Source organism: Paenibacillus xylanexedens (genome assembly GCF_007680605.1).
Lineage (GTDB): Bacteria > Bacillota > Bacilli > Paenibacillales > Paenibacillaceae > Paenibacillus > Paenibacillus xylanexedens_B.
In genome coordinates this window covers 2,333,369-2,347,523 of record NZ_VEIO01000001.1, presented here as the reverse complement: position 1 = coordinate 2,347,523, position 14,155 = coordinate 2,333,369, and the positions used below count along the sequence as shown (strand labels likewise).

General features: G+C 45.8%; 19 protein-coding genes. 18 read left to right on the top strand and 1 reads right to left on the bottom strand.

Annotation, left to right across the window (positions count from 1 at the left end; genetic code table 11):
- Positions 1 to 24 precede the first annotated feature (24 nt).
- The 12 genes from FS818_RS10350 to FS818_RS10295 all read left to right on the top strand — a co-directional run bounded on the left by FS818_RS10350 (position 25) and on the right by FS818_RS10295 (position 8,707).
- A complete protein-coding gene (locus tag FS818_RS10350; RefSeq protein WP_090917194.1) occupies positions 25 to 618 on the top strand; it encodes an RNA polymerase sigma factor in 594 nt (197 codons plus the stop codon).
- On the top strand, positions 615 to 1,250 hold the full coding sequence (locus FS818_RS10345) for an anti-sigma factor family protein (protein WP_090917192.1): 636 nt from the start codon (positions 615 to 617) through the stop codon (positions 1,248 to 1,250). Before FS818_RS10350 ends, FS818_RS10345 begins: the two co-directional genes overlap by 4 nt.
- Positions 1,251 to 1,294: 44 nt before the next feature.
- Complete coding sequence (locus FS818_RS10340; protein WP_145332842.1) at positions 1,295 to 1,897, top strand: histidine phosphatase family protein; 603 nt, start codon at positions 1,295 to 1,297, stop codon at positions 1,895 to 1,897.
- Between the two features lie 234 nt (positions 1,898 to 2,131).
- Positions 2,132 to 3,250: a hypothetical protein gene (locus FS818_RS10335; RefSeq protein WP_145331728.1), complete on the top strand. Its 1,119-nt coding sequence runs from the start codon at positions 2,132 to 2,134 to the stop codon at positions 3,248 to 3,250.
- A gap of 44 nt (positions 3,251 to 3,294) precedes the next feature.
- Entirely contained in the window at positions 3,295 to 3,801 is a 507-nt protein-coding gene (locus FS818_RS10330) for a gamma carbonic anhydrase family protein (RefSeq protein WP_145331727.1), read from the top strand.
- A 24-nt stretch (positions 3,802 to 3,825) separates the two neighbouring features.
- Positions 3,826 to 4,005, top strand: a complete 180-nt coding sequence (locus tag FS818_RS10325) for an IDEAL domain-containing protein (protein ID WP_090917186.1) — start codon at positions 3,826 to 3,828, stop codon at positions 4,003 to 4,005.
- Between the two features lie 174 nt (positions 4,006 to 4,179).
- Entirely contained in the window at positions 4,180 to 4,602 is a 423-nt protein-coding gene (locus tag FS818_RS10320; protein WP_145331726.1) for a DUF2487 family protein, read from the top strand.
- A 193-nt stretch (positions 4,603 to 4,795) separates the two neighbouring features.
- A complete protein-coding gene (locus tag FS818_RS10315) occupies positions 4,796 to 5,338 on the top strand; it encodes a QcrA and Rieske domain-containing protein (RefSeq protein WP_090917182.1) in 543 nt (180 codons plus the stop codon).
- Between the two features lie 15 nt (positions 5,339 to 5,353).
- Complete coding sequence (gene qcrB / locus FS818_RS10310; RefSeq protein WP_017687726.1) at positions 5,354 to 6,025, top strand: menaquinol-cytochrome c reductase cytochrome b subunit; 672 nt, start codon at positions 5,354 to 5,356, stop codon at positions 6,023 to 6,025.
- A 22-nt stretch (positions 6,026 to 6,047) separates the two neighbouring features.
- Positions 6,048 to 6,935 (top strand): menaquinol-cytochrome c reductase cytochrome b/c subunit, encoded by an 888-nt coding sequence (locus FS818_RS10305; RefSeq protein WP_145331725.1) that lies wholly within the window; start codon positions 6,048 to 6,050, stop codon positions 6,933 to 6,935.
- A 209-nt stretch (positions 6,936 to 7,144) separates the two neighbouring features.
- Entirely contained in the window at positions 7,145 to 7,771 is a 627-nt protein-coding gene (locus FS818_RS10300; protein ID WP_145331724.1) for a DUF1405 domain-containing protein, read from the top strand.
- Positions 7,772 to 7,837: 66 nt separating this feature from the next.
- A complete protein-coding gene (locus FS818_RS10295; RefSeq protein WP_186331628.1) occupies positions 7,838 to 8,707 on the top strand; it encodes a sporulation protein YpjB in 870 nt (289 codons plus the stop codon).
- A 136-nt stretch (positions 8,708 to 8,843) separates the two neighbouring features.
- Here FS818_RS10295 and FS818_RS10290 read toward each other — a convergent pair whose 3' ends face one another.
- Positions 8,844 to 9,713, bottom strand: a complete 870-nt coding sequence (locus FS818_RS10290) for a YitT family protein (protein ID WP_145331722.1) — start codon at positions 9,711 to 9,713, stop codon at positions 8,844 to 8,846.
- Between the two features lie 197 nt (positions 9,714 to 9,910).
- On the opposite strand from FS818_RS10290, the gene FS818_RS10285 reads away from it, so the two are divergent.
- From FS818_RS10285 to bshA, 6 genes are all read left to right on the top strand, one after another.
- Positions 9,911 to 10,240, top strand: a complete 330-nt coding sequence (locus FS818_RS10285; RefSeq protein ID WP_090917174.1) for a nucleotide pyrophosphohydrolase — start codon at positions 9,911 to 9,913, stop codon at positions 10,238 to 10,240.
- Positions 10,241 to 10,290: 50 nt separating this feature from the next.
- On the top strand, positions 10,291 to 10,815 hold the full coding sequence (locus FS818_RS10280) for a tetratricopeptide repeat protein (protein ID WP_145331721.1): 525 nt from the start codon (positions 10,291 to 10,293) through the stop codon (positions 10,813 to 10,815).
- A 98-nt stretch (positions 10,816 to 10,913) separates the two neighbouring features.
- Positions 10,914 to 11,717 carry a 4-hydroxy-tetrahydrodipicolinate reductase gene (dapB, locus tag FS818_RS10275; protein WP_090917170.1) on the top strand — a complete coding sequence of 268 codons (804 nt, stop codon included), beginning with the start codon at positions 10,914 to 10,916 and terminating at the stop codon, positions 11,715 to 11,717.
- Positions 11,718 to 11,735: 18 nt separating this feature from the next.
- Positions 11,736 to 12,176 (top strand): methylglyoxal synthase, encoded by a 441-nt coding sequence (mgsA, locus tag FS818_RS10270; protein WP_145331720.1) that lies wholly within the window; start codon positions 11,736 to 11,738, stop codon positions 12,174 to 12,176.
- Positions 12,173 to 12,862 carry a bacillithiol biosynthesis deacetylase BshB1 gene (gene bshB1, locus FS818_RS10265; protein ID WP_145331719.1) on the top strand — a complete coding sequence of 230 codons (690 nt, stop codon included), beginning with the start codon at positions 12,173 to 12,175 and terminating at the stop codon, positions 12,860 to 12,862. Before mgsA ends, bshB1 begins: the two co-directional genes overlap by 4 nt.
- A 126-nt stretch (positions 12,863 to 12,988) precedes the next feature.
- The gene (gene bshA, locus FS818_RS10260) at positions 12,989 to 14,149 is read left to right on the top strand and encodes an N-acetyl-alpha-D-glucosaminyl L-malate synthase BshA (RefSeq protein ID WP_145331718.1); all 1,161 of its coding nucleotides are present in this window, start codon (positions 12,989 to 12,991) and stop codon (positions 14,147 to 14,149) included.
- The last annotated feature ends 6 nt before the right edge of the window (positions 14,150 to 14,155 follow it).

Here is a 14,155-nt window from a genome sequence, read left to right as displayed (position 1 = left end):
TGGGCGAGGAGGGGTCGCACTCAAATGACGGATTCCCAGTTGATTCGAGAGATCAAGGAAGGTAACGTTGAGTTATATTCCGAGCTGATGAGTCGTTATCAGCGTAAAATACTGGCTTTCGTATATCATATGTTGAAAAGTTCCAATATGGAGTTGCTTGCGGAAGATCTCTGTTCTGAGACATTCTACAAGGCGTTCCGCAGTTTACACTCTTTCCGTGAGGTGGATGCTTCATTCTCCACCTGGCTGTATACCATCGCTAGAAATACGGTATTGAGTGAGCTTCGTAAACAGCGTAGTGGGAATGTTCCGCTTGAAGAGAGCGGCGTAGTTCCTGTTGCTCCTATGGAGAATGCTCCTGAGCATGCTGTTCTGCGTAGCGAGCGGGTGATGCTGGTTAGAGATGCGATTAACAATCTGCCAGAAAAGCAACGTTCCGCGATTATACTTCGTGAGTATGATCAGTTGGATTATCAAGAAATCGCGGGTATTTTGGGGCAGAGTGTTAGTTCTGTTAAATCGCTGTTATTCAGGGCAAGATCAAGCGTAAAAACACAATTGGAGCCTTATTTCTTCGAGCCGATGTACGAGCCATATGAAGGGATGAAGAACCGATGAATTGCAATGAAGCCCAGGAACTGTTTGCATTGGTCTGGGACTTACCGGAATCTCATCCACAGCGAATTGCTTTTCAAGCACATCTCGCTGGTTGTGAAGATTGTTCGGAGCAGTTTGAAGTCTGGGAGGAAGCCCAGATGCTGCTTCATAGCATCCCGGTTCCAGTGACAGAGCAACAGGCAGAGAGGGTCAACCGAAACGTAATGGACCGGATTTACGCGGAGTCTCCATGGCTATTACCAGAAGAGGCAAAGGTTAATCGATTCTCTGCGGCAATCCGTAAACATATGTCTTTGTGGATTGCGGCGTTCCTGGCTATTTTTTTATGCAGCTTTCTGTACATGGCGATGTTCAAGCCAGAGGTTTCAGAAGCTGAGAAGTCCAATGTAATTACAACAGGCATCCTTGAGACTGGGGTTGCTGGAAGTACATCTTCATCTTCGGGATTGTATAAGTATGACATCCCTGGAGCGAATAAAGGCAGTATCATTGAACCTTTTGTTGTAAGTATGGGGCCTGCTTATCCTCAATACTGGATGGCTTTGTCCCTGCTTGCCATAGGAATGGCTTTGTTTTCACTTGGACGTATGCATCGATCAACAACGAAACGTAAACAAGGTGTGGGTGCGTAGGTTTCCAACCTGGCGTTCGCTGTGTGGAGAAATGAGGGATGAATGTGCGGATCGGACTTGTTCGTCATGGTCTGACAGATTGGAATGCGGCTGGCCGCATACAGGGGCAGACGGATATTCCTTTGAATGAGGAAGGACGTAAGCAAGCAACATGTCTTGGTAGACGTCTGCAGTCTGAAGACTACCAGTGGGATTTTATTGTGACGAGTGGTTTATCAAGGGCACAGGAAACGGGAGAGATTCTTTCACGGATGCTGGATGTGCCTATGCTTGAACCGGACGCACGATTGAAAGAACGAGCATTTGGTCTGGTTGAGGGCCTTACTTCGGATGAGCGGGTTGCGCGTTGGGGGAAATCCTGGGATACACTTGATCTGGGACAGGAGCACATCGAGGATATTCAAGTACGTGCGCTGGCTTTTTTGGACGATTTATGGTCTGCTCACTCGAAAGAAAATGTACTTATTGTAACGCATGGTGCTTTTCTTGCTAACCTGTTAACGGCGTTATATCAGGATAAATATACCGAACGCATTGGTAATCTGTCGCTGACCATTCTGGAGAAAGAACATGAAGATGACTGGACTCCACTCTTATATAATTGCATACAGCATCTGTCTATGGATACCGCTAAACAACCTGAGTGATAAGCTCAGGTTGTTTTTTTATACCGTCTACATCTAAGAGATTAAACAGTACCGCGGATAAACTCTACTGTTTCTCTTCTGATTGATTGTTTTGAGGCATAAGATGAGATAAAACAAAAAAAATGGCAAGAAGAGGTTTAGATTGTGGAGAATCCGTCAACCATGTTTACAAAACCACACTGTTGAAGGCCAGATCAGCAACCTAAAGCAGTGAACGGGTGAGGCGATGGATCCATGAATCTAGCAGATATGCTGACTTTTGCTGATATTGGCCAGCTTAATCGAATAGCAGACTACTATCAATGTGAATGCAAGCCTAATTCCAAACATGAACTCATCCAGAGCATCCTCACAACATTGGGTAGTAAACCTTTCTTTGAGCAACAGATACGTCAATTGAACCAGGCCGATCAACGGTTTCTGAACAACCTGTTATTTGACCCCCGCCAATTTTATGGTATGGAGGAGCTCATCGCCATAGCCCGTCAATCGATGGACAAAAAGGAGAGTGAGGCAGGCTCAAGTCCGCGTGATCTCATTATTCGCTTTACCAAAAGCGGCTGGCTATTCAATGGGACTACACAACAGACCAGATATCTCTATCAAGTGCCTAAAGATTTGAAACTGAGGTTCAGAGATGTGTTATCTGCCCATTTACGAGCAGGTATTATCAAAACGACAGAGCCAGCCATGTATCGAGAAGAATATCATCTGATGGCAGAAGATTTGAAGTTGTTCCTGAAATTTGTGCAACAACATGAGATCGCTGTGAATGGCGAAGGGTTGATGTACCGACGCTCACAGCAGCAACTTATGGAGCATATGCACATCTCTGAGGAACTGGTAGGCAAAGCCGGCTGGCGCTTCGGATACGGTCGTTCGTTTAAGGATTATCCGGATCGATTCGCATTGGTGTATGATTATGCATTTCATCACCGATTGATTCGTGAAGAGCAGGGGTGTCTTAGGCTGACAGGGTCTGGTGAAGAGAAATTGGAGGCCGAGAAAACAGCCGAAATGATACAGCTGTTTCGGTTTTGGTTAAGACTTTATAAAGGTGCTGTTCCCAACCTGTCCTCGATTGTGTACTGGACAGGCGAATGTGCCGAGAATTGGTCCACGATGGAATCGCTTTTTCAGCAAATCGGGCCTTTTATCCAGCCGTTCTATTACGACACTGCTGAAGATATCTATGATAAGCGGATCATTAAAATGATGATGCATCTAGGCTTGGTTCGTGCAGGTAAGCATGAACAAGGAAGAGTTGTGCAGATGACGGCTTGGGGATTAAAGCTCGCCTCGTCCTGCCGCTCCATCTCTGCAGATGTTACACCTGTTTTGTTTGACAAGTGAAGGACAAGTTGCTACAATCACTCCCAAATTAAGGAGTGATACAAATGATAATTCCATACAAAGGTATAAAGCCAGTGCTACACCCTTCCATATATATGGCCGAGGGTTCAAAATTAATAGGTGATCTGCAAATGGACGAAGATTCTACCGTTTGGTTCAATGCAGTCCTGCGGGCCGATTTGGCACCTATTATTATTGGAAAGCGTTGCAATATTCAAGATAATGCTGTAGGACATGTAAACACCGATCAACCTCTTATCCTAGGAGATGATGTCTCCGTAGGACATGCTGCAATCGTTCATGGTTGTACTATCGGAACAGGGGCATTGATCGGTATGGGAGCCATTGTACTTAATGGTGGCGAAATCGGTGAGTACTCTCTGATTGGAGCCGGTTCTGTAGTCACTGAAAATAGTAAAATTCCGCCCTATACTCTCGCTTTGGGGACACCTGCCAAAGTGATACGTGAATTGACTGAAGCTGATCTGCAGCGGATGTCGAGAACTTCACTGGGTTATGTAATCAAAGGAAGAGAATATAGGAGCTCTTAAATTCCGTTTTGGAGGTGCATCCTATTGGATAAAATGAAAGTTACGTATGAAGTCATGTTGGGGCTGGCGGCTGAGATGGTTTGGGACGAGGCGCTTCGCAAACAGAAGAGTGAAAAGCTTTATTTGGAAATCGACAAAGCGTTAGCTACCGGAGACGAAGTAGCTTTCCGGAGTCTGACGGATGAACTGAGGACGATCAATTAACGGATGAATATAGTACCATTTAAATGAATAGTCGGATTAAAAGGAATGCGCAATGGCGCATTCCTTTTTTTAATATTTTTTATATAAACTTAAAAATTGAATGAATATCTGGCTTTATAACATATGCTCATATATAATATGGGAATAAAATGGATAGGAAGGGGATATAGGGAATTGAAATTCAGTGAGATGAATCAAGACAGCTGGGCTGAACTGCAACTCTATCTGGATACCTGCCTTGTTCCGTTCACGGCTATGAGCGGCAAACAGTCACCGGTTGAAGCGACTGAAGCGCTGGAACGGCTAAGAGACTTTCTGGATACGGTGGAAATTCCTTTTAAAGGAAGAATTATGACGTACCCAGCCTATCATTACGCAAGTTCGCAAATGTCAATGACATTAAATACCTTGTCGACTGAACTCAAGGCTTCTGGATTTAAGTATGTGGTAATTATGTCAGCAGATGGATCTTTTGTGGACATGGACATTCCAGCCGCGGATTTACTTTTGAGTCAAAAGGATATAGCAGCGCAACTCGAAGAAGGGACAATTGCCCGACATGTCGGGGAATGCATTCGAGATCTATGGAAAAGGTGACATTCTGACGACAAATGTGACAAATTTCCAACAGTTTTTTAACAACGCTTACAATTGAACCTTAAAAATGTGTGACAAATTCTTGACGGTGTTCTAGGGCTACTATATGATTATGTATGTTCTAGTAAGTCGTGGAATTTATGATAATGAAAACGATTGAGAGAGTTGGCTGAAAAAGGGGGTTGGAGACAGTATGAGCAGTGAGCATGACCAGCACGAAGCCTCGATGAAACCGCCAAGCAAATTGGAAATGTCGCGCAGGCAGTTTTTGACGTATACGCTTGGTGGAGCTACAGCCTACATGGCCGCCGGTGCAATTCTTCCTATGGTCCGTTTTGCGGTGGACCCGATTTTGCAACACAAGGGAGAAGGAACCTCTGTCAAAGTGGCTGAGATCAGCAAAATTACAAATGAACCTCAAGAATTTACGTTCGAACTGAAACAACAGGATGGCTGGTATTTGAGTAATGCTTCGTTGGTGGCTTGGATTCGCAAGGACGAACAAGGGAAAATTTATGCGCTTTCACCTATCTGTAAACATCTGGGATGTACAGTCGGATGGAACAGTGACAAAAATTACCCGAATGAGTACCATTGCCCATGCCACGGCGCGCACTATGACAAGGAAGGGAAGAATCTTGCCGTAGCCCCGAAACCATTGGATGAATATGTGGTTAAGGAGGAACAAGGCTGGGTTTATCTGGGCGAGATTGTTCCGAACACCCGAGTGAAATAGGAGGCGTGAACGCAGATGTTTAAAAATGTCTATGACTGGATTGACGAGCGTCTTGACATCACGCCAATATGGCGGGACGTTGCGGATCATGAAGTGCCAGAGCATGTAAACCCGGCGCATCACTTTTCCGCATTCGTATACTGTTTTGGCGGATTAACGTTCTTTATTACAGTTATTCAGATTCTGTCAGGTATGTTCCTGACGATGTACTACGTTCCAGATATTATTAACGCGTATGCAAGTGTTGAGTATTTGCAGACGAAAGTAGCTTTTGGTCAGATTGTACGCGGTATGCACCATTGGGGGGCCAGTTTGGTTATCGTCATGATGTTCCTACATACGATGCGTGTATTCTTTACAGGCTCATACAAGGCTCCGCGTGAAATGAACTGGGTTGTCGGCATGTTGATTTTCTTCGTTATGCTCGGTCTCGGTCTGACAGGGTATTTGTTGCCTTGGGATAACAAAGCGTATTTCGCAACAAAAGTAACGCTGGAGATTGCCAACACCGTACCTTGGCTTGGACCAATTATCAAAGAATTCCTGCAAGGGGGAACGATTGTTGGTGCGCAGACACTGACACGATTCTTCGCATTGCACGTCTTCTTCCTCCCTGCGGTGCTTCTGGTGCTTCTGGTCGGACACTTTATCATGATCCGCAGACAGGGCATTTCGGGACCACTATAAAACAAAGAAGGGAGGAAACGTAATGGCTCACGGGCACAAGGGCAATGACGAGGAAAAAGTTATCTTTGTCGGTGATTCACGCGTCCGCAAAGGGTCGGGGTTCATAACTCCACCTGATTACACGGCATATCCCGGCAAATCGGAAGCATTTATTCCTAACTTCTTGCTTAAAGAGTGGATGGTCGGGGTTGTTGTTCTGGTCGGCATTCTCGTGTTGACCATCTCGGAACCTGCACCTCTCGGTTATCCAGCTAATCCAAGTGCATCGGTTATCCCGATGCCAGACTGGTACTTTCTTTTCCTGTATCAATACTTGAAATATCCTTATGCATCTGGAGATTATGTCCTGCTAGGTGTACTGGGTGTCAGCGGTGTTGCATTCGGAGCTCTGCTCCTGGCTCCTTTCCTGGATACGGGCAAAGAGCGTCGCTTCTACAAACGTCCTATTGCTTCGGCCCTAATGCTACTGTCCGTTATTTCGGTATTCTATCTGACAAACGTAGCATGGACACACTACAAGCATGAGCTTGAAGCGTCCGGGCAGAAGCCGGAGCATATTCAGCGGGAGGAAGAGGCTCTGGAGAAACATGAACAGGGCTTGCCTACTTCTAATGCACCGGGACAGCAGCAGGAGGAAGTGGCGATTGTTGACAAGGACGATTCTGCGATGGAAACGTACAAAAAGGCTGGATGTATTGGCTGCCACGCAACCGATATGAAAGGCCAAGGCAACGCACCTTCTCTTCGTGGCGTCGGTGACAAGCACAGTCAAGAAGAGATTGTGACGATTATTAAAGAGGGTTACAATGGAATGCCTGCAATGTATGACCAAGCTATAGCTCAAGGTGTTACCGATGAGGAAATCACTCATCTAGCCGAATGGCTTGCGAAACAGAAGGCAGAACAGTAAAATCGAATTAATGAAAAAACCTGATCGTTATGCGGTCAGGTTTTTTTGAAGTCTTTTTAGAGTAAACTTGATATTCGGTTGCTTATATAAGTTGAACTATCCTTTACTCTCCAGGTTGTTCTGTCACCGGAGTGGGCTGTGTAAAATCTTCAGTTCAACTTATATAGATGAAGAGTTAAGAATGAGTAAAGAAAGAAGGTGCAATGGTCGTGGCTTTATCGTTTTTTTGGAGCAGGGAGTTTTTAACCAATCGGTATTTCTTGTGGCTTTTGTTCTGGTGTAATGCGCTTGGTACGGTATATGGCTACATCTGGTATGGTGAACAAATGAAATGGACTCTTGCCCACCAGCCAGCGTGGCAGATCGTATTTGTACCAGATAGCCCGACAGCAAGCTTGTTTTTTACATTAGCGCTGTTGTGGGTACTGTATCCGGTAAAGTCTGCAATCCTGCAACGGATTGGACATATTATCCAGGCGCTCGCTGTAGTTACCTCTGTTAAATATGGCGTCTGGGCCGTATCTATCATTTTTGCTGGCTGGTCTCAAGGAGGAGCACAGCACTGGCAGGACTGGATGCTGATCGCTTCCCATAGTGCCATGGCAATTGAAGCGCTGATATATGTACGGTTCTTCGGCTTCCGCTGGTTGTCATTAATTGTGGCGGGTCTCTGGACATTGTTGAATGATACGATGGATTATACATACGATATTTACCCATGGTTGCCTGCAACGCTGTACCAACATGTACATGCTGTTCGTAATTTTACAGTCACGCTGACCATCGTGAGCATTCTCGCGGCTTGGCTTGCATTAAAGCAGGCCAAAAGAGCCTGATTATACCAGCGTAGCTTGTTCTAACCGGTCATCCCTCGCCATACATTGATGATGGGAGGGATGTCCATGAAGAGAACATTCAGGAGTCTAGCGGGATGGTTGACGGTATCACTCTTGGCTCTGCTGCTTTGGACCAATGCTTCGTACCGGGTATACGCACAAAGTGGTGAACTCAAACCAAATGTGGATCAGGAAGTGTCCTCAACTTTTACCATTGCACAATTGAATGAAGAGGCTACTGTACTATATCGCAGGGTGCTTGAAAATAATATGGAGGAAGTACGCGCAAGCGTTGCGCGAATCGGAAATAGTCTGGCTCATGTCTCGTTCGAGGGTCAAACCTCTGTTGAGGGAATTCATGCGTTATCCGAAACGGTCGTAGAAGTCAAGGAGGCTACAGCTAAATTCAAAGGGGATAGACGTCTGCTTCAGCAGGCTTCAGCCAAACTCAGACTTGCTACGGACAGTCTGGCCAATCCGGCTAAACCGCTCTGGCTCCAATATTATAAAATTGTGAAGAATGATCTGGATGCGTTATCACTGGAAGCTAATCAGAACAACAGTGCAACAATTCTGGCTAATCGCTTCAGTGTTCTTGAAGAGCACTATGAAACGATACGTCCAGCGGCGATCATTCGGCTTGAGCCGTATCAGATCGCTCAAATGGATGCTTGGTTATCCCATCTCAAAGGACTGACACATGCAAAGCAGTCTGATCGATCACAGCTCCGTAGCATGACTGAACATGGAGAGGAGTTAGTGAATCAACTGTTTGGACGTGAAAAGGATGAAAGTGCCTTTGTGCCTTATGTACAAGGGCCAGACCGCCGGGCAGCAGGGCTAGTGATCAGTTCTGTCATTGTTGCTACGCTGAGTTATGCGGGGTACCGTAAGTATCGTGCCGAGCAACAGGATATTTTTACATATCGCCGCTAGCCATTTTCCGTATTTATCATGATAGATGTATATTCAATGAACAACGAAAACCTCTTGCCACTCAGACAGCTGTCAGACTGACGTCTTGCTGTGGGAAGAGGTTTTTTTGTATATTTCCTATTGTTAAAATAAAGTCTCAGCTTTCTTTAAAACCTTCCCCATGCACATCGTGTACATCACTGATAATGACAAATGCCCTGGGATCAATGGAACGTACGATGGTTTGTAACCTGCGAAATTCTTGCCTGGAAATGACACAGTAGGCCATATGTTTTGCTTGTTTCGAGTAAGCGCCGATGGCTGGAATGAGCGTAACGCCGCGATCCATATCTTTGGTGATCTGATCGGCAATCTCGGGAGCATGATCGCTGATGATCATAAATGCACGGGCTGAATAGGCACCTTCCTGAATGAAATCGATCACTTTCGATGCAATAAACACAGCGACCAGGGTATACAGGATTTTTTCCTTGGGAATGTAGATGAGAGAAAGACCAATGATCACAAAGTCGATACCTAACAGCACTCGTCCCATACTCCATCCGTATTTTCGGTTGAGGATACGGGCGATAATGTCAGAACCACCTGTAGTACCACCCCAGCGGAAAACGATACCAAGGCCGGCTCCCAAAGTAACCCCGGCATATAGTGCGGCCAATAAAAGGTCATTTTCGGTATGTAACGGCTCGATCCAGCCTCGGTGAATCATCTTCTCGAACAGCCACAGAAATACGGTCAGCGCGCCGATTCCGATTCCGGTATAAATCATCTGTCTGCTACCGAGCACTTTAAGCCCGATCAGAAATAGCGGAACATTTAAAATAAGAGTGGTAAGGGATGGGGAAACCCCGAAGGCATAGTTAATCAACACGGTAACCCCGGTAAGCCCGCCCTCCATCAACTGATTGGGGATAATAAAATAAAGAAGCCCAAAGGCGTATAAAGCTGTACCCAACAGTATTGGGAGCACAAGTTTTAGCTGAACCCACGTTTTGGTAGTGCTCATAAGATCCCTCTCTGTACTTAAAATTAGAATGAAGTAGTCATCATTCCCATCTTAGTATACCTGTTTCTGTAGTCTTTAAAAATGATTTATGCCAGACATTAATCATGATTTGTACCGTATGATGGTGGAAGTAAACATCAATAACTGATATTATTAGGAACAAACACGACATCAGAATAGAAGGAGAACCTGCTCTCATGGAGAAAAGTATGGCGGAAATGCAGCGTGAGGTTGACCTCTATATTTCTCAATTTAAAGAGGGATATTTCAGTCCTCTGGCCATGCTGGCCCGGATGTCTGAAGAGGTTGGAGAGCTTGCCCGTGAAGTGAATCACGAGTTCGGAGAAAAACCGAAGAAAGCTTCCGAAGCTGCCAATTCAATTGAACTTGAGCTTGGTGACATTTTATTTATCACCATCTGCTTTGCAAACTCGCTCGGTATTGATTTGGCTGAAGCGCATGACAAAGTTATGCATAAATTTAATACCCGCGACGCAAATCGGTGGACTCCAAAAAACACCGATTAGGCGTAGATTACATATGCTGTACCATCACCCGCACGGGGAGGGTCAGCTTGATGATGAAACCGGAAGATTATATGCAGCAGGCTTACCGCTGTATATTGCAAAATGATTTTGAGCAAGCCATTCGCTGGTTCGAAGCGGCTATAGATGCTCACCCGGAACATGCCGAGTTATATTATCGCTGTTCAATAACGCACGCCCGGAGCAAACATTTGCTTCCTGCACTTGAATATGCCCGCAAGGCGGTGGAACTATCCGAAGGTGCCGAAGAATATGTGCTTCATCTGCAGACACTGGAAGCGAAGCAACTTATAGTTAGAGCCAAATTACTGCTTGAGCAGGCTGGAACAGAATCAAGCAAGCCATATGTCGAGGCTTCCCAGCTTCTTAAAGAAGCCATTAGGCTGGATCCACTGTCTGTGGAGGCACATGTGATGCTGGCTCTGGCTTACAGTGACCTGAATGAATATCAAAGTGCCCTTCAGGTGTTACAGGATGCAATTCTGCTTGATCCGCAAAACGCGCAGTTGTATCAGATGTTACAACAAACGAAGCAACGTTTGAAATCGATGCAATAAGTGATCATCACAGTCAAGTATTACAATAATAGAACTGGATGAGATGCATGGGTTAAAACGATTAGATGAACTAACATAGTGAAGGAGATGCAACCAAGATGAGTGAAGTGATACGAGTTGCCGTGATCGGAGCGGCTGGACGAATGGGCCGTGAAGTTGTAAAACTGGTACTGCAAGACCCGGATTTGGAGCTTGCAGCCGCTGTTAACCGCTCCGGAGCAGGCACGGATGCAGGAACGCTGGTAGGACTGCCAGAGTGTGGCGTATTGGTAACCGATGATATTGAGATGGCTTTTGCTGAAACCAAACCACAGGTCATGGTTGACTTTACAGTGCCTCAATTTGCTTTTGCTCATACAGAGATTGCAATCCGCCATGGCGTAAGACCTGTCATGGGTGTTACCGGCTTCACGCCGGAGCAGATTGAACAGTTGGACAAGCAATGCCAGGAGAAAGGTATTGGCGGGCTGATTGCGCCTAATTTCTCCATTGGGGCTATCCTTATGATGCGTTTTGCAGCACAGGCAGCCAAACATATGCCTAACGTAGAGATCATTGAATATCACGGTGATCAGAAGCTGGACGCTCCTTCAGGAACAGCGATCAAAACAGCCGAATTGATTGCAGCCAATCGTGAAGAAATTCGTCAAGGCAATCCGAACGAAGAAGAAACGATTGAGGGTGCACGTGGTGGATATTATAACGGATTCCGCATTCACAGCGTTCGTTTGCCAGGTGTGTTCGCACAGCAGGAAGTTGTATTTGGCGATTACGGACAGTCGCTGAAAATTCGTCATGATTCATACGAGCGTGCTGGTTATATGCCAGGAGTCAAGATCGGCGTACAAAAGGTGATGGAATATACAGGACTCGTTTACGGCTTTGACCACTTTATCGACTAAAGGAGATTGAAGATTGTCATGTTGAAAATCGCATTTATTGCCCATGATCGCAAAAAAGAAGAGATGGTAAACTTCGTTACTGCTTATGAGCCTGTGTTCACAGATCATCAATTATATTCCACAGGCACAACAGGTCTTCGTATTATGGAAGGTACATCCCTGCAGATTCATCGTTTTGAATCCGGGCCGCTTGGGGGAGACCAACAGATTGGAGCATTGGTTGCACAAAACGAGATGGATCTGATCATTTTCCTTCGTGATCCGTTAATGGCACAGCCCCACGAGCCGGACATTAATGCGCTGCTTCGCCTGTGCGATGTTCAGGGTATTCCGCTAGCAACCAATATTGCAACAGCCGAGATTCTTGTTAAAGCTCTCGACCGTGGCGATTTTGCTTGGAGAGAGCTCGTACATAAGTACAAGCCGGAGGGCGTTTTGAATACGGGTGACTCTCAATGAGTCTCGATATTCTTATCTTCGGTGCACATGCAGACGATGCCGAGATCGGCATGGCTGGAACGATTGCTAAACATACGGCTACTGGGTTAAAGGTAGGCGTATGTGACCTGACTCGTGCCGAGATGTCCTCCAATGGCACCGTGGAGCGCAGAACCGAGGAAGCGGAGCAAGCCTCACGCGTCCTCGGTCTTTCGTGTCGAACAAATCTCGGATTACCTGACCGTGGGCTGTATGTTACACCGGAACATGTAGAGGCGGTTACCGCTGAGATTCGCAGACATGCACCTCGAATTGTTTTTGCACCTTACTGGGAGGATCGGCATCCCGATCATATTATGTGCAGCAAACTCGTGCAAGAAGCGGTATTTAATGCGAAGCTTCGAAATTATATGCCGGACATGCCAGCTGTACAAGTGAAGGAAACTTATTTTTACTTTATCAACGATATCGGTCCTACGGATTTGATTGTGGATATTACGGAACACTATGAACAAAAGGAAGCCTCGCTTCGCTGTTATCGATCTCAGTTCGAGCAGGGTGCGGGCATCGTATCTACACCGCTGAATCAAGGTTATATCGAACGGGTGAGGGCACGTGATTCCTTACTTGGACAACGCAGCTTAATCCCGTTTGCAGAAGGATTTGCAACGATAACGCCTTATGTAGTGAAACAGTTTGGCGTCTAATCTATGCCCACACCTGTATATAGATAGAACCATACATTTACACTTGAACAAATCATGACATCAATTAATTTCCGTTGCATGATATCAACCTGCGATATGCGGGAGATCAAAGGAGCGTCCAACCGGATGGATCAAAAGCTAAAAATCGGAATCACCTGTTATCCGTCCCTCGGAGGATCCGGGGTTGTCGCAACGGAACTCGGCAAATTGCTGGCCGAACAGGGACATCAGGTTCATTTTATTGCGAACAGCATTCCGTTCAGACTGGGAAAGTTTCAGAAAAATATTTTTTATCATGAAGTAGAGGTTAACGATTATTATGTGTTTCGATATCCTCCGTACGATTTGTCTTTAGCGACTAAAATGGCTCAGGTGGCAAAGGCACAACAGCTTGATTTATTGCATGTGCATTATGCAGTACCGCATGCGGTATGTGCATTTCTTGCCAAGCAGATGGTTGGAGACAACCTGAAAGTGGTTACAACCCTGCACGGAACCGATATCACCGTTCTGGCTCAGGATGAATCGCTTAAAGACCTGATTCGTCTTGCCATCAATGAGAGTGATGCGGTAACTGCCGTTTCTCAGGATTTGATTCGTGAAACGGTTGAACTGCTGGATATCCAGCGTCCGATTGATCTGACCTATAATTTTATAGATAAACGTATCTATTATCCAAGGGATGCCGCGAGTCTGCGTCGTGATTATGCTGCGCCTCATGAAAAAATACTGATGCATATCTCGAACTTTCGTCCAGTCAAGCGAACACAAGACGTCGTGGAAGTATTCCGTCAAGTTCAGGAGCAGGTTCCCGCGAAGTTGTTGTTTGTAGGTGAAGGACCGGACTTGCCCAAAATTCAGTGTAAAATCAAAGAACTCGGCTTGAGCGAAAAGGTTCATTTCCTGGGTAGACAGGATGATATTGCTCAAGTAATATCCATGGCTGACATTTTGATGCTTCCATCAGAGAAAGAGAGCTTTGGTCTGGTAGCCCTTGAAGCGATGGCATGTGGGGTACCTACGATTGGTTCACAGGCTGGCGGTATTCCGGAACTTGTTTTGCATGGGAAAACAGGATTTCTCTCTCCGATTGGGGATACCCAATCTATGGCGGAGAATGCGATTCGTCTACTCACGAATGAGCGTTTGGCTGCGGATATGCGGGAGGCATGCCTTCATCGTGCCCATCATGATTTCTGCAACGACTCCATTCGTCAGGAGTATGAAAAGATATATTATCGTGTGCTTGGAAGAGAAATCCCTAGTCTCAATCCCGTGTGCGGTTAAGTTTGG

Bases quoted from the DNA above. Each gene is read 5' to 3' on its own strand.
- bshB1 (WP_145331719.1), top strand. From the start codon at position 12,173: ATGAGTCTCGATATTCTTATCTTCGGTGCACATGCAGACGATGCCGAG.
- bshA (WP_145331718.1), top strand. From the start codon at position 12,989: ATGGATCAAAAGCTAAAAATCGGAATCACCTGTTATCCGTCCCTCGGA.
- mgsA (WP_145331720.1), top strand. From the start codon at position 11,736: ATGTTGAAAATCGCATTTATTGCCCATGATCGCAAAAAAGAAGAGATG.
- FS818_RS10330 (WP_145331727.1), top strand. From the start codon at position 3,295: ATGATAATTCCATACAAAGGTATAAAGCCAGTGCTACACCCTTCCATA.
- FS818_RS10295 (WP_186331628.1), top strand. From the start codon at position 7,838: ATGAAGAGAACATTCAGGAGTCTAGCGGGATGGTTGACGGTATCACTC.
- qcrB (WP_017687726.1), top strand. From the start codon at position 5,354: ATGTTTAAAAATGTCTATGACTGGATTGACGAGCGTCTTGACATCACG.
- FS818_RS10350 (WP_090917194.1), top strand. From the start codon at position 25: ATGACGGATTCCCAGTTGATTCGAGAGATCAAGGAAGGTAACGTTGAG.
- FS818_RS10280 (WP_145331721.1), top strand. From the start codon at position 10,291: ATGATGAAACCGGAAGATTATATGCAGCAGGCTTACCGCTGTATATTG.
- FS818_RS10335 (WP_145331728.1), top strand. From the start codon at position 2,132: ATGAATCTAGCAGATATGCTGACTTTTGCTGATATTGGCCAGCTTAAT.
- dapB (WP_090917170.1), top strand. From the start codon at position 10,914: ATGAGTGAAGTGATACGAGTTGCCGTGATCGGAGCGGCTGGACGAATG.
- FS818_RS10315 (WP_090917182.1), top strand. From the start codon at position 4,796: ATGAGCAGTGAGCATGACCAGCACGAAGCCTCGATGAAACCGCCAAGC.
- FS818_RS10285 (WP_090917174.1), top strand. From the start codon at position 9,911: ATGGAGAAAAGTATGGCGGAAATGCAGCGTGAGGTTGACCTCTATATT.
- FS818_RS10290 (WP_145331722.1), bottom strand. From the start codon at position 9,713: ATGAGCACTACCAAAACGTGGGTTCAGCTAAAACTTGTGCTCCCAATA.
- FS818_RS10345 (WP_090917192.1), top strand. From the start codon at position 615: ATGAATTGCAATGAAGCCCAGGAACTGTTTGCATTGGTCTGGGACTTA.
- FS818_RS10305 (WP_145331725.1), top strand. From the start codon at position 6,048: ATGGCTCACGGGCACAAGGGCAATGACGAGGAAAAAGTTATCTTTGTC.